This window comes from Streptomyces sp. NPDC039736 (genome assembly GCF_055596485.1).
The window spans coordinates 92,864-106,848 of sequence record NZ_JBVIUQ010000010.1; the positions used below are offsets into that span (position 1 = coordinate 92,864).

General features: G+C 72.6%; 9 protein-coding genes and 3 pseudogenes. 7 read left to right on the forward strand and 5 right to left on the reverse strand.

Annotated elements, in window-relative coordinates:
* The first annotated feature begins 35 nt into the window (after nt 1–35).
* The 5 genes and pseudogenes from ACZ56L_RS28040 (at nt 36) to ACZ56L_RS28060 (ending at nt 5,430) form a co-directional block, all read left to right on the forward strand.
* The gene (locus ACZ56L_RS28040) at nt 36–788 is read left to right on the forward strand and encodes an ABC transporter ATP-binding protein (RefSeq protein ID WP_471067115.1); all 753 of its coding nucleotides are present in this window, start codon (nt 36–38) and stop codon (nt 786–788) included.
* Nucleotides 770–1,333: pseudogene (locus tag ACZ56L_RS28045) on the forward strand (hypothetical protein); the annotation flags it as partial. The gene ACZ56L_RS28040 and the pseudogene ACZ56L_RS28045, both read left to right, overlap by 19 nt.
* Nucleotides 1,334–2,820: 1,487 nt before the next feature.
* Nucleotides 2,821–3,945 (forward strand): LOG family protein, encoded by a 1,125-nt coding sequence (locus tag ACZ56L_RS28050; protein ID WP_345228049.1) that lies wholly within the window; start codon nt 2,821–2,823, stop codon nt 3,943–3,945.
* 54 nt (nt 3,946–3,999) lie between these two features.
* Nucleotides 4,000–4,368, forward strand: a pseudogene (locus ACZ56L_RS28055) (VOC family protein); the annotation flags it as partial.
* A 135-nt stretch (nt 4,369–4,503) separates the two neighbouring features.
* Complete coding sequence (locus ACZ56L_RS28060; protein WP_471067117.1) at nt 4,504–5,430, forward strand: DMT family protein; 927 nt, start codon at nt 4,504–4,506, stop codon at nt 5,428–5,430.
* 84 nt (nt 5,431–5,514) lie between these two features.
* On the opposite strand, the pseudogene ACZ56L_RS28065 reads toward ACZ56L_RS28060, so the two are convergent.
* Nucleotides 5,515–6,588: pseudogene (locus ACZ56L_RS28065) on the reverse strand (glycosyltransferase 87 family protein); the annotation flags it as partial.
* 142 nt (nt 6,589–6,730) lie between these two features.
* Here ACZ56L_RS28065 and ACZ56L_RS28070 point away from each other — a divergent pair.
* Complete coding sequence (locus ACZ56L_RS28070; RefSeq protein ID WP_471067119.1) at nt 6,731–7,924, forward strand: sensor histidine kinase; 1,194 nt, start codon at nt 6,731–6,733, stop codon at nt 7,922–7,924.
* The gene (locus tag ACZ56L_RS28075) at nt 7,918–8,619 is read left to right on the forward strand and encodes a response regulator (RefSeq protein ID WP_471067120.1); all 702 of its coding nucleotides are present in this window, start codon (nt 7,918–7,920) and stop codon (nt 8,617–8,619) included. The genes ACZ56L_RS28070 and ACZ56L_RS28075 overlap by 7 nt, the downstream gene beginning before the upstream one ends.
* 67 nt (nt 8,620–8,686) lie before the next feature.
* On the opposite strand, the gene ACZ56L_RS28080 is transcribed toward ACZ56L_RS28075, so the two are convergent.
* The 4 genes from ACZ56L_RS28080 to rlmN form a co-directional block, all read right to left on the reverse strand.
* A complete protein-coding gene (locus ACZ56L_RS28080; RefSeq protein WP_471067122.1) occupies nt 8,687–9,727 on the reverse strand; it encodes an ABC transporter ATP-binding protein in 1,041 nt (346 codons plus the stop codon).
* Nucleotides 9,728–9,745: 18 nt separating this feature from the next.
* Nucleotides 9,746–11,365: an ABC transporter permease gene (locus ACZ56L_RS28085; RefSeq protein WP_471067124.1), complete on the reverse strand. Its 1,620-nt coding sequence runs from the start codon at nt 11,363–11,365 to the stop codon at nt 9,746–9,748.
* Between the two features lie 110 nt (nt 11,366–11,475).
* Complete coding sequence (locus ACZ56L_RS28090) at nt 11,476–12,570, reverse strand: thiamine ABC transporter substrate-binding protein (RefSeq protein ID WP_471067126.1); 1,095 nt, start codon at nt 12,568–12,570, stop codon at nt 11,476–11,478.
* Between the two features lie 241 nt (nt 12,571–12,811).
* Entirely contained in the window at nt 12,812–13,918 is a 1,107-nt protein-coding gene (rlmN, locus tag ACZ56L_RS28095) for a dual-specificity RNA methyltransferase RlmN (RefSeq protein ID WP_345228061.1), read from the reverse strand.
* Between the last annotated feature and the right edge of the window lie 67 nt (nt 13,919–13,985).

The window sequence follows — 13,985 nt, forward strand, 5'->3', positions numbered from 1 at the left end:
GAAAAATCGATCCGACCTGACTTGAGGTGTACGCCATGGTGGTCCCGCCGGACACTGCCCCACCGGACAACGACGCCCTCTGGGCCCGCTCCCTGCACCACTCCCACGAGGGGTCCCCCGCCCTCGTCGACGTGTCGCTGGCCGTCCGCGAGGGCGAGATCCTCGCCGTCACCGGCCCGCGCGGCAGCGGCAAGACCACGCTCCTCAACTGCCTCTGCGGGCACCTCCTCCCGGACGACGGCGAGGTCTGGTTCAACAGCGTTCCCGTGCACACCCTGGGAACCCTCGCCCGCGAACGGCTGCGCCGGGACCGCTTCGCCTGGATCTCCTCCTCCCCCGACCTCGTCCCCGAACTGACGGCCTGGGAGAACACGGCGCTCCCCCTCCTGCTGCGCGGCGAGAGCCACCGCACCGCCAAGGCCACCGCCATGGAGTGGCTGGACCGCCTCGACGTCGGCGCCGTCGCCCGCAGACGCCCGACCGCCCTCCTCCAGGCCGAGCGCCAGCGCGTCGCCATCGCCCGCGCCCTGGCCACCACCCCCTCCGTCCTCTTCGCCGACGAACCCACCGCCCCCCTGCACCGCGCGGACGCCGCCCAGGTGCTGCGCACCCTCATGACCGCGGCCCGCTCGCACTCCCTCACCGTGGTCCTGGCCACACACGACCCCGAGGTCGCCGCCCTCGCGGACCGCGCCGTGCCGCTCCTGGACGGCCGCCACGCCGCCACCGCGACGCTCTCGGGCGCCGCCGGACCGGAAGGGCGGCCCGCGTGCTCGCTCTCCGCCTGACCCGGGGCGCCCACCCGCTGGTCCTGCTGCGCCGCCTGTTCGTCGCCGCGGCCTCGGCGGGCGTCGGCTTCCTCCTCCTGTGCACCCTCGGCTACGCCCTCACCCACCCCGGCCAGTCGGCCTCCTCCCTGCTGCGCCTCCTGTGGTGCCTCGCCCCGCTGGCCGCGACCGTGCAGTTCGCGGTGGCGGTGGCCCGTACGGACCCGAGCACCCGGCCCCGCCCCGGCCTGTCCTCGGTGGGTCTGGGCCCGGCCCGGCTGGCGGCCACCGCGGCCGCCTCGACGGCTCTGTCCTGCACCCTCGGCAGCGTGGTCGCCCTCTTCGTCTTCCTCCACCTCCGGGGCGACCTGACCAGCCTGCCCTTCGACGACGCCGGCACGGAACTCCTCGCTGCGGACCGGCCGTTGCCCCTGGCCGCCGTCCTCGTCCTCCTCGCTCTGTCGCCGCTCGCCGCCTCCGCGGCCAGCGCCTGGGCCCTGCGTCCCCGCACCGGAACACGGGACCGCACGGGCGGCCCCCGCCCCCTGGGCCCGGCACCCCGGCCCGGCACCCCCGTCTCGGCGGGCCCCCGGCCCGCCCTCACGCGGTCCGCCCCCATGCTGTTCGCTCCCACCGGACCCGCACCCACGCGGTCCGCCTCCACGGGGTCGGCGTCCACGGGGTCCGCGCCCATGGAGTCATCGCTCGCGGAGTCCGCGCCCACAGGGTCCACGCCCACGGAGTCCGCTCCCATGGAGTCCGCTCCCACGGAGTCCGCTCCCACGGGGGCCATGCCCACGCGGTCCGCTCCCACGGGGTTCGCTGCCGCCCCGAGCGCGGCGCCCGCCACCACGGATGAGGGCATCCCCGCTACCGACATGCCACTGGAGGGGGACACACCCTTCACCGACTCCTCGCGCGCCGAGGGCACTCCGCAGGGGAGGGCTGCTCGGCTCGGGGGTACCCCCGGCACCGACGCTCCCCCGGCCGAGGGCGCCCCGACGGGCAGGACGGCTCCACTCGGGGGCACTCCACTCGCCGAGGGCACCTCGCCGGACAGGCCCGCTCCGGCCGGGCCCGCTCCGGCCGGGCCCGCTCCGGCCGGGCCCGCTCCGGCCGGGCCCGCTCCGGCCGGGCCCGCTCCGGCCGGGGGGAACGCTCCGCTCAAGGGCAATGCTCCGCACAACCCCGCCCGTGCTCCGTACACCGCCGACAGGGGCCGTGGCGTGGCCACCGCGGCTCTCGCGCCGCCCTCGTCGTCCATCCCCCTCTCCGCCGCTTCCGCCGTCACCTCACCGCCGACCGGTCTGCCGTGGGGGATCGCGCTGAGCGCCGCCGGGCTCGCCGTCGAGGCGTATGCGAGCCGGGGCGGCGCACCCGGCCGGACGCTGCCGCTGCCGGGCCACGCGGACATCGCTCCGGCCGGCGTCCTGGCCGGCTGGTCGCTGACCGCGCTGGGTCTGGTACTGGCCGGCCCCGGGCTGGTCCATCTGTGCGGCTTCCTGCTCCAGGCCGTACGTCCCGGCGCGGTACGCCTCCTGGCCGGGCGCATGCTCCAAGGAGAGTCCCGGCGCATCGGCCGTCCACTCGGGGTGGTCTGTGCGACCGCATCGGGGCTCATCGCAGCCGCCGCCCTGTACTCCCGGGCCCCGGGCCCCTCCTTCGGACCGCTCACGGGGCTCGGCGCCGCCCTGGTCGTGGCCTGCACGACAGGGACCCTCGTCCTCGTGGCTCTGGAGACCAGGCAGGCGCGCGCCGCCACCACCCAGGCCCTGATCCGCCAGGGTGCGGCCGCCCAGACCCTGCGCGCGGCGGCCGTCACCTGCCTGATCGCCCTCATCACCCTGTTCGTCCCGCTCACCTGGGTCCTCGCCACTCTCGCGGCCGGTCCCCTGACCCCGTGACCCCCGCCCTCCGTGGGCGCCGCGGATTCCGCCGCGGCGCCCACCTCCGGCCCCGACCTCGCACGCACCCTGCCGGCTGAACTCCCGTTCCGGGCAGCCCCCTCCGGGCCCCCTCCCGTGCGCGGACACCCGCCGCCTACGATGGCCCCGTGCGCCCACAACCGGATCATCACCACGAGATCGAGACCCTGGCCGCGTTCGACCAGGTCGTCGTCGGCGGCCCCCTCACCGGCTACCGCGTCCAGTCCGTCGACCTGACGGACCGTACGGAAGCTCTGCTGGCCACCGATGCGACCGAGGCGGTCTTCCTCGGCTGCCCGATGAGCGAGGAAGCGGAAGCCAAGGTCCGCGCGGACGGTGCGCTCGTCTTCCCACCGGTGCCGAACCTCCCGTTCAATCCCTACCGGGGGCTGCTCTACACCCCCGACTCGCTCTTCGAGGGCCTCACCGACGGCGGCTACGAGGCGACACCCGACGCCCTGGCCTACGCCTGGTTCCAGCAGACCAAGGCCGACGGCGACATATTCGCCTCCATGCTGCGCTCGGTCCACGACGACGCGATCTCCGACAGCCTCGACGAGCACGTCCTGGGCTCCCCCGTGGTGGGCGTCATGGGCGGGCACGCCATGGCCCGCGGCACCGACGCCTACGCCGGGGCCGCCCGGCTCGGCCGCAGCCTCGCCCGCGCGGGACTGACGGTGGCGACCGGCGGTGGGCCGGGAGCGATGGAAGCGGCCAACCTCGGTGCCTACGCCGCCCCGCTCGCGGACGGAATGCTGGACGAGGCCCTCCTGATCCTCGGCAAGGCCCCGTCGTTCACCCCGTCCGTCACCGACTGGGCCGCCGCCGCCTTCGCCGTACGGTCCCGCTGGCCGGCGGGCGGCGATTCGGTCGGTATCCCCACCTGGTTCTACGGGCACGAGCCGCCGAACGCCTTCGCCTCCCACATCGCGAAGTACTTCGCCAACGCCACCCGCGAGGACGGCCTGTTGGCCCGCTCCACCGCCGGTGTGGTCTTCCTGCCGGGCGCGGCCGGCACGGTCCAGGAGATCTTCGACAACGCGACCCCGAACTACTACGAGTCGCGCGGCGAACCCACCCCCATGGTCCTGGTGGACCGGTCCCACTGGACGGAACGGCTCCCGGCGTGGCCCCTCCTCCAGGCCCTCGCCGAGGAGCGCCCGATGGAACACCGCATCGCCCTGGTCGACTCGGTCGCCGAGGCCCCCGCCGCCCTGGAGCGCCTTCGGTCCACGGCGATTCCCCGGACCTGATCCGTCGTACAAAACCGGTGGCCGTCGCATGACCGTGCGGTCATAGTGGCGCGCATGGCATCTCTCGTGCGACATGTGACCATCGACTGCGCCGACGCCCACAAGCTGGGCTCCTTCTGGGCGGCGGTGCTCGAATGCCCGCTCGCGGACGACGACTTCCCCGGTGACCCCGAGGCCCTGCTCCAGACGCCGGGCGTCGGGGTTCTGTTCGTCCAGGTCCCCGACTCCAAGACGGTCAAGAACCGCGTCCACCTCGACATCCAGCCCCAGGACCGCACCCGCGACGAGGAGGTCGAGCGCATCCTCGCGCTCGGAGCCACCCTGGTGGGCGACCACCGCAAGCCCGACGGCACCGGCTGGGCGACGCTCGCCGACCCCGAGGGCAACGAATTCTGCGTCGAGCGCAGCGCCGCCGAGCGGGCCGGCTGACCGCCTCCGGCACATACGGCCGATCCAGAAGCAACGTTCACGGGAAAACTCACGTCTCGTAGTCGGAGGGCGTCCCACGTCCTCCCCGGACGACACGTACGACTCGCACTTCCGTGAACGGAGCTTCAGGTGCTCATCGGCCTCATCACCGCCATTGCGGCCTCGGTCTGCTACGGCACAGGCTCCGTCCTGCAAGCCGTCGGCTCGCGGAAGTCCGCCCGCCGGGAGGCCGCGTCGGCCACCGCTGCGGCCGGTGTCACGCAGCACGGCGGCCCCAGCCTGTCTTCCACCGCCAAGGCGGCGATGACCTGGGAGTTCATCGTCGGGACCATTCTCGACTTCGTCGGCTTCGGGCTCGGTGCGCTGGCGGCGCGCATGCTGCCGCTGTTCCTTTCCCAGACCGTGATCAGTGCCAACCTGGTGATCACGGCGGTGCTGAGCGTGCGGATGCTCGGCATCCGGCTGAGCCGCAAGGAATGGACGTCGATCGCCGTCGTCTGCGGATCCCTGGTGCTGCTCGCGACGGCGGCCGGCCACGAGGGCGGCGGGCACACGGACCGGGCGACCCACTGGTGGCTGCTCGTGGTGTCCGTGGCGCTCATGGTGCTGGGCACGGTGGCCGTGCGTCTGATGGGCGGGGGCGCCGCGATCCTCGCCGGCCTGCTCTCCGGCCTGGGCTTCGGCGCCCTGGGCGTCGGCGTGCGCATCCTCGACGGCGTGGACCCCTTCGACCTCGGGACCTTCCTCGCCGACCCGGCCCTGTACGCCATCCTGGTCGCTGGAATCGGCGGCATGTACCTGCACACGGTGGCCCTCCAGATCGGCTCGGTCAACGGTGCCACCGCCGCCCTCGTGGTGGGTGAGACCGTCCTGCCCGGTCTGATCGGCGTGGTCTGGCTGGGCGACGCCTCCCGCCCGGGGTTCGGATGGGTCGCGATCATCGGTTTCATGATGGCCGTGGCGGGTGCGGTCGCGGTCGCCTGGTACGGCAAGCACGAGGGCGAGGCGAGCACGGAGCCGGACGAGCCACGGCACTTGGTGGAGGCTTCCCACTAGCCGGTCGGGCCGCCCGAACACGCCGAGCAGGACCAACGGGTAGACGACGTAACCGAACCGGCTGGCCGGCATCAGCGTCATCGCGAGCGCCAGCCCGTACGCCAGCCGGACGGCCGCCGCCCGCACGGTGCGCGGCGGCCGCACCACCAGTGAAGCTCCGATCAGCAGGGCACCGGCTCCCAGCAGAGCCAGCGCGATGCCCCGGCCGCCGGGCACGTACATCGCGAGCAGCCACCCGGGCAGCGGGCTGGCCGCCGGGGACTGCACCCCGGCCAGCCCCAGCGGGAACGCGATCGCATTGCGGTAGAAGGCTTCCGGATCGGCCACCGCCACCGGCAGGACCAGCGCCCCCGCGACCACTGCGGCGACACTCGCGCACCGCGCCGCCGCCCGGCGCCCACCGCCGACGGCCGTGAGCGCGACCGCCACCGGAAGTGCCGGCCACGCCGTCCACTTGAGAGCGGCCGCAACCCCGAGCGCCATTCCGGCAAGTCCCGCCTTCCCCTGCCCGGCCCATGCGAGGCCCAGGCACATCAGCCCCACGACCGGAAGGTCTATCCCGCCGACCGCCAACGGCAACGCCACCAGCGGGCACGCGGCGAGCCACCACGCCCGCCCCCGCCGGGCCGCGTGGAGCGTCGCGAGCAGGAATCCCGCCCCGAACCACCACCGCGCGTCCGCCCACAGCCCGTCCCCGAACAGCGCGTACGGCAAGCCGAAGACCGCCATGCCCGGCAGGTACGGGTTGAAGTCGGCCAGCACTGCCGGCTCCGTGACATACGGGCTCCCGGTGGCGGCCAGCAGCTCGGCCGACCGCTCCACCACCCGTACCTCCAACTGCCCCTGTCCGGTCAGCACGAGAGCGGCCAGGGGTAACAGCACAGCCCCCACCACGGCGACGCCCACCGGCCGCAACCGCACCCGTCCAAGGGCCCGTGGACGCGCCGCCGCCCACGCCGCTGCCCCGTACCCGCACGCGGCCGTCAGCGCCCAGGCCCGATGCGGCCCCAGCTCAGAGACAAGCCCGAAGAGGAACGAGCCCGCGGCGCACACCATCCACAGGGCCGTCTCGCGCCGAACCCGGGGCGCGTCCGCGCCGCTCCTGCCCTGCACCCGCTCGTGCCGTACGAAGTCGTGAACCGCCGTTGTCCTGGTCATGCGTTCACGGTGCGGGACGGGACGCCCGCACTGCGTCACACCACGGGGCCAATCTCCACGTCAACCCGTGGCATGAGAGGGCTCCTCGGATTCAACCCGTGCTCCGATGCGCACCACCCCGACCGGGGCGAAGAATCCTCGTATGCGATCTTCCGTGCGACGGCGGGCGACCCTCTGGGCCGAAAGCCCCGCCCAACCCTGGCTCACCGGCGGTGCGTTGACTCTCCTCGCTCTCACCGAACAGACCCTCGCGTCTGCGCCCGTGCAGGTGACGGCGGCGACGCTGCTGGCCACGACCGCGTTCATGGGCCGGCGACGACGGCCGGAACTCGCAGCAGTGAGCGTCCTCGCGGTGCTGCTCAGCTTCGCGCTGGGGGCCGACATTCCGGCCACCGGCGCCGTCACCGGCCTTTTGAGCTGCTACTTCCTCGGGCGTCGACGCGTCCTGCACCCGGCGGTGACGATGGGCGCGATTCTGTCGGCGGCCCTTGCGGTGAATCTCCTCCACATCGCTCAGTGGGCACAGGCCGACCCGTCGGCCGCCCTCTCCCTGCGGGCGGCCGACTGGTGGAGTCCGGGACTCTATGCCGAGACGCTCGTCCTGGGTCTCGCCGTCTTCGGGGCACTCGCCACCGGCGACGCCGTCCGAGCACGTGCGGAGGCCCGGGCGGACCGCGCCGCCTCCCAAGCCCGGCTCTTCGCGATGGAACGCCGCCAGGCCGCAGAATCGGAACGGGCCGCGATCGCCAGGGAGTTGCACGACCTCGTGTCCCACTCCGTCTCGGTGATCGCCGTGCAGGCGGAAAGCTCGCTCTACACCACCCCCGACCTGTCGCCCCAGGCCCGCGAGGGTTTCCAGCAGATCGCCGAAACGGCCCGCTCGTCGCTGGCCGAGCTGCGTCGTCTCCTGGGCGTGCTGCGCACGGACCGGGACGCCGCGGCGGCCACCGCACCGCAGCCCACGCTCGCTCGTCTCGGTGAACTCCTGGAGCAGCACCGGGCCGTGGGGGGGCGTGCTGAACTGCGGGTCAGCGGCGACGAGGTGCCGATGCCGACCTCCCTGGAGCTCTCGGCCTACCGCATCGTGCAGGAAGCTCTGACCAACGCACGCAGGCACGCGCCCGGCGCGCTCGCCCATGTGCAACTCCACTACCAACCGGACGCGCTGGCCATCCAGATCAGCGACGACGGCCCCGGCCCCGTCTCCGAGCCGGCGAACGGGACCGGGCACGGACTGGTCGGCATGCACGAACGGGCGGCACTGCTCGGCGGAACGCTCACCGCAGGCCGGGGCCCGGCCGGCGGCTTTCTCGTAGAGGCGGAACTCCCGTGGTGATCAAAGCAATCGTGGCCGACGACCAGGCGATCCTGCGGACCGCGTTCAGCAACCTCCTCAACACCCAGGACGACATCGAGGTGGTCGGAGAGGCGGAGGACGGCGCCCAGGCGGTGCAGTTGGCCACCCGGTACCGCCCGGATGTGGCCCTGCTCGACATCCGCATGCCGCACAAGAACGGCATCGAGGCCGCCCGGGAGATCGTCTCCGCGTCCAAGGGAGCCACGAAAGCGCTGATGCTGACCACCTTCAGCCTCGACGAATACGTCTACGCCGCGTTGGAAGCGGGAGCCAGCGGTTTCCTCCTCAAGGACGCCACCTTCCCCGAACTGCTCCAGGCCGTACGGGTGGTGGCGGCAGGAGAGGCGCTCTTGGCCCCGTCGGTCACCAAGCGGCTGATCGCGGAGTTTGGCCGTCGAGGGGCCCGCCCGCAGGCCGGCGTCCACGAGGTCGAGGGGCTGACGGGCCGCGAGGTGGACGTGCTGGTCCTCATCGGACAGGGCCTCTCCAACGCCGACATCGCCACCCGGCTGTGCATCAGCGACCACACCGTGAAGACCCACATCAACCGGCTCTTCGCCAAGATGGGCCTGACCGGCAGGGCGCAGGCGGTGATCCTGGCCTACGAGCTGGGTCTGGTCGTGGCGGGCGCCGCCCACACGGACAGCCCGCAGCCGGCCCGAGGAGGCGGCTGACATGGCCCCGCGGACCGCACGCACCCCGCAGGGGCCCCACCCGGTGCCCCTGCCGGGAGGCGCCCCCTCATCCCTCCAGCAGTACGACCTCGTCCGCCGCGAACACCGCCCCGGCCTCCGTGCCCACCTCCGGCGCTTCGCGCAGTGGGCACTCGGCCTCCAGCAACGGGCCCTCCGCCGGGCGGAGCCGTACCGCGACGTGGTGGCCGCGGAAGGTGCGGGAGACCACGGTGCAGGGCAGCCCCTCAGCGGCCGGCACCAGCCGCACACCGGCCGGGCGTACGAGCAGCCGCGCTGGGCCCTGCCGGGCCCCCGGAGCAACGGGGACCTTGCCCCAGACCGTGTCCGCGGCCTCACCGGTGATCGTCGCCTCGACCACGTTGTCGAAGCCGAGGAAACGGGCGACGAACTCCGAGGCGGGCCGCTGCCACACCTCCAGCGGGGTGCCGGACTGCGCGATCCGGCCGTCCCGCATCACGACGACCCGGTCGGCGAGAGCGAAGGCCTCGCCCTGGTCGTGGGTCACGGCGAGGACCGTGGTGCCCAGTTGTCCGAAGAGCTGGCGCAGCTCCACGACGAGGCGTTCGCGCAGGCTGCGGTCGAGCTGCCCCAGCGGTTCGTCGAGCATCAGCAGCGCGGGCCGGGGCGCCAGCGCGCGGGCGAGAGCGACGCGTTGCTGTTCCCCGCCGGAGAGGGTGGCGACGGACCGGCCCTGGGCGCCGGGCAGGCCGACGAGTTCGAGGAGTTCCTCGACGCGGGCTGTCTGTTCGGCCCGCCGTGCACCGCGCATCCGCAGTCCGAACGCGACGTTGCCGCCGACGTCACGCTGCGGAAAGAGCTGATGGTCCTGGAACATCAGGCCCACCCCGCGCCGGTGCACAGGGGTGCCGGTCCGGTCGGCCCCCTCCAGGAGCACCCGTCCGGAGTCCAGCGGCTGGAGCCCGGCCACCGCGCGCAGCAGCGTCGACTTGCCGCTGCCGCTCGGCCCGAGCACGCACACGATCTCGCGCGCGGCCACCCGCAGATCGACCGCGTCGAGCGCCGGCCGCGCACCGAAGCGCACCGTCGCGGCCTCCAGATCCAGCAGGGGCGCAGCGGTCTCGATCATGCGGGACTCCCCGGTCATTCAGAACTCCCCGGATGTGGATCGGTCGGGCCGGATGCGTTCCAGCACCAGCAGCGACACCGCGCACACGACCATCAGGATCGTGCTGAGGGCCATCGCCTGCCCGTAGTTGAGGTCCCCGGCCCGCCCGAGCAGCCGGGCCACGGCCACCGGAAGCGTCGGGTTGTCCGGCCGGGCGATGAAGACGGTCGCGCCGAACTCTCCCAGCGAGACGGCGAAGGCGAACCCGGCCGCGACGAGCAGTGCCCGCCGCACCATCGGCAGGTCGACCTCCCGCCACGCCCGCAGCGGCGACGCCCCGAGGACGGCGGCGGCCTCACGCAGCCGCCCGTCCACCGCACGGAGCACCGGAAGCATGGTCCGTACGACGAACGGCACTCCTACCAGCGCCTGCGCCAACGGCACCAGGATCCACGAGGTCCGCAGGTCCAGCGGCGGCTGGTGGAGGGTGATCAGGAAGCCGAAGCCGACCGTCACCGCGGACACTCCCAGCGGCAGCATCAACAGCGCGTCGAAGCCCCGCACGAGCCGTCCCGCACGCCGGGTGAGCGCGGCAGCGGCCAGGCCCCCCACCACCAGGGCGATGAGCGTCGCCACGACGGCGTACTGAAGGGAGTTGCCGACCGCTTCCAGCGGGGGGACGAGGAAGGTTCCACCGCCTCCGTCGGCCGACTGCAGTGCCCGGTAGTAGCGGAAGCCGTATCCGTCCGGGCCGTCGAAGGAGCGTTCGACCAGCACCGCGAGCGGCAGCAGGACCAGCACGAGCACGGTGGCCAGCACCCCGCCGAGCAGCGCCCACTGCCCCACCCCGCGCGGCCGTCGCGCCGTACGGGACGGGTCGACGAGCCTCAGCGCGCTCTCCCTGCGCCGCACGGTCCAGGCGTGGACGGCGAGGATCACCCCCACCGCCGCGAACTGGACGAGGGTGAGCACGGCCGCCGTCGAGAGGTCGAGGAACTGCGCTGTCTGGCGGTAGATCTCCACCTCCAGGGTGGAGAAGGACGGCCCGCCCAGGATCTGCACCACTCCGAAGGAGGTGAAGGTGAAGAGGAAGACCATCAGCGCGGCCGCCGCCACCGCCGGCGCCAGCGCGGGCAGGGTCACCCGCCGCCAGGCGGCGAAGCGCCCCGCGCCCAGGACGCGCGCCGCCTCTTCCTGACGGGGGTCGAGCTGCGACCACAGGCCGCCCACGGTCCGTACGACCACCGCGTAGTTGAAGAAGACGTGCGCCAGCAGAATCGCCCACACACTGGTGTCCAGCCGCACCCCCCACAGCTCGGCCAGCAGCCCTCCCCGTCCCAGCACGGCCAGGAAGGCAGTGCCCACCACGACCGTGGGCAGGACGAACGGCACGGTGACCACGGCCCGCAGCAACTGCTTGCCGGGGAAGTCGAACCGGGCGAAGACATAGGCCGCCGGCAGGGCCAGCACCAGAGTGAGCGCGGTGGAGGCGAGCGCCTGCCAGGTCGTGAACCACAGCACTCCACCGATGTCGGGGTCGCCGAGCACCTCTCCGATCCGCCCGAACTGCCAGGTACCGCCGGACCTCAGCCCCCGCCCCACGATCGCGACGACCGGGTAGGCGAAGAACAGCGCGAAGAAGGCGAGCGGCACGGCCATCAGCCCGCAGCGCACCGCGCTCCCGCGCCACGCGCCCCGCCGCCCGGCCGGCCCGGCGCCGCCACGGGAGCCCCTGTCGGGCCCTCGACGGCCGCCCGGCCGGGTCTCGGCTACTTCTTCACCAGCGAGGACCACGTCTTGACCCACTGCTCACGGTTGTCGGTGATCTTCTTGGGCTCGACGGTCAGCGGCTTGTCGACGGTCTCACCGAACTTCGTGTAGACCTCGGGCAGTGCGGTGCCCTTGACCGCCGGGTTCACGAACATCTTCAGCGGCAGGTCCTCCTGGAACTGCTTGCCGATGAGGAAGTCGAGAAGCGCCTTGCCGCCCGCTTCGTTCTTCGCGCCGTCCAGCAGCCCGGCGAACTCGATCTGCCGGAAGCAGGTCCCGGTGGCGACACCGGTCGGGGCCTCGGCCGGACGCGGCTCGGCGTAGAGCACCTCCACCGGCGGGCTGGAGGCGTAGGAGACCACCAGCGGCCGGTCCGCCTTGGCCTTCTTGCCGCCGGCGGACCCGGAGAACTCCTCGTTGTACGCCTGCTCCCAGCCGTCGACGACCTTGACGCCGTTGTCCTTGAGCTTCTGCCAGTAGCCCTGCCAGCCGTCGTCGCCGTACTGACCGGCGGTGGCGAGGAGGAAGCCGAGGCCCGGCGAGGAGTTCGCGGCGTCCTCCACGACGAGCAGGTCCTTGTACGCGGGCTTGACCAGGTCGTCGAGGGTCTTCGGCGGTGCCAGCTTCTTGTCGGCGAAGTACTTCTTGTCGTAGTTGACGCAGATGTCGCCGATGTCGACGGGGGTCACCCGGTGCTCGGCCCTGTCCAGCTGGAGGTCCGCCGGTATTCGCTCCAGGCCCTTGGCCTCGTACGACTGGAACAGCCCGTTGTCGAGCGCGCGCGAGAGGAGGGTGTTGTCGACGCCGAAGAAGACGTCGCCGCGCGGCGAGCCCTTGGTGAGGATCTCCTGGTTGAGCGCGGCGCCGGCGTCCCCGCTCTTGAGGACCTTCACCGTGAAACCGGTCTGCTGTGTGAACGCCTTCAGCACGGCGGGCGACACGTCGAACGAGTCGTGGCTGACCAGCGTGACGGTCTTCGAGGCGGCCCCGCCGCTCCGGGCGGAGTCACTGTCGGAGCCCCCGCAGGCGGCGAGCGCGCTGACGCCGACGGCTGCGGCCAGTGCCGTGGCGGCGTACCTCTTGATGGTGCTCAAAACATCCTCCTGGGCATGACCAGGAAGAGACGCGGCCCTGCCCGCCCCCGAAGAAGGGGTGCGGGCAGGGCGCAACAGCTTGAGTAACGACCGAACTTCCTACCCAGAATGACCTGGGCAAGGTTCAGAGGGTCTGCGGCCTTGTCCGTACGCAACGAACGGTGCCGCACTCTCAGCGCTGTGGCGCTCCCCTGTCGGAAATATGTAAATGTGCAGCCCAGCCTACAGGGGCTCCATCGAACTAGCGCTCGGACGCCGCCAGCTGCCCGCAGGCCCCGTCGATCTCCTGGCCCCGGGTGTCCCGCACGGTCACCGGCACCCCGTGCGACGCGATGGCCTCGACGAAGGCCTTCTCGTCCTCGGGCCGCGAAGCGGTCCACTTGGAGCCCGGCGTCGGGTTCAGCGGGATGAGGTTGACGTGCACCCGCTTGTTCTTCAGCAGCCGGCCCAGCAGGTCGCCCCGCCAGGCCTGGTCGTTGATGTCCCGGATCAGCGCGTACTCGATCGAGATGCGGCGGCCGGACTTCTCCGCGTACTCCCACGCGGCGTCCAGCACCTCCCGCACCTTCCAGCGCGTGTTCACCGGCACCAGGGTGTCGCGCAGCTCGTCGTCCGGCGCGTGCAGCGACACGGCGAGACGGCACTTGAAGCCCTCGTCCGCGAACCGCAGCATCGCGGGCACCAGACCCACGGTGGAGACCGTGATGCCACGCTGCGAGAGCCCGAGCCCGTCCGGCTCGGGGTCGGTCAGCCGGCGGATGGCGCCGACGACGCGCTTGTAGTTGGCCAGCGGCTCGCCCATGCCCATGAAGACGATGTTCGACAGCCGCGCCGGTCCGCCCGGGACCTCGCCGTCGCGCAGCGCGCGCATGCCGTCGACGATCTGGTGCACGATCTCCGCCGTCGACAGGTTCCGGTCGAGACCGGCCTGCCCGGTGGCGCAGAACGGGCAGTTCATGCCGCAGCCCGCCTGTGAGGAGATGCACATGGTCACCCGGTCCGGGTACCGCATGAGCACGGACTCCACCAGCGTCCCGTCGTGCATCTTCCACAGCGTCTTGCGCGTGGTGTCCTGGTCGGTCGACAGGTGCCGTACGACGGTCATCAGTTCGGGCAGCAGCGCGTCCCGCAGCTTGTCGCGCGAACCGGCGGGGATGTCGGTCCACTCCGCCGGGTCGTGGGCGTACCGGGCGAAGTAGTGCTGGGACAGCTGCTTGGCGCGGAACGGCTTCTCGCCGATCTCGGCAACCGCTTCCTTGCGCTCGGCGGGCGTGAGGTCGGCGAGGTGCCGCGGGGGCTTCTTGGCTCCGCGGGGCGCGACGAAAGTGAGTTCTCCGGGTACAGGCATGGTCTCTCCAGTGTCGCAGACATCGCGAGCACCCACCGAAAGCGGCCATTGCGCGCCCAGGACCGCG

Bases quoted from the DNA above. Each gene is read 5' to 3' on its own strand.
- ACZ56L_RS28085 (WP_471067124.1), bottom strand. From the start codon at position 11,365: ATGGCCGTGCCGCTCGCCTTCTTCGCGCTGTTCTTCGCCTACCCGGTC.
- ACZ56L_RS28040 (WP_471067115.1), top strand. From the start codon at position 36: ATGGTGGTCCCGCCGGACACTGCCCCACCGGACAACGACGCCCTCTGG.
- ACZ56L_RS28080 (WP_471067122.1), bottom strand. From the start codon at position 9,727: ATGATCGAGACCGCTGCGCCCCTGCTGGATCTGGAGGCCGCGACGGTG.
- ACZ56L_RS28070 (WP_471067119.1), top strand. From the start codon at position 6,731: ATGCGATCTTCCGTGCGACGGCGGGCGACCCTCTGGGCCGAAAGCCCC.
- rlmN (WP_345228061.1), bottom strand. From the start codon at position 13,918: ATGCCTGTACCCGGAGAACTCACTTTCGTCGCGCCCCGCGGAGCCAAG.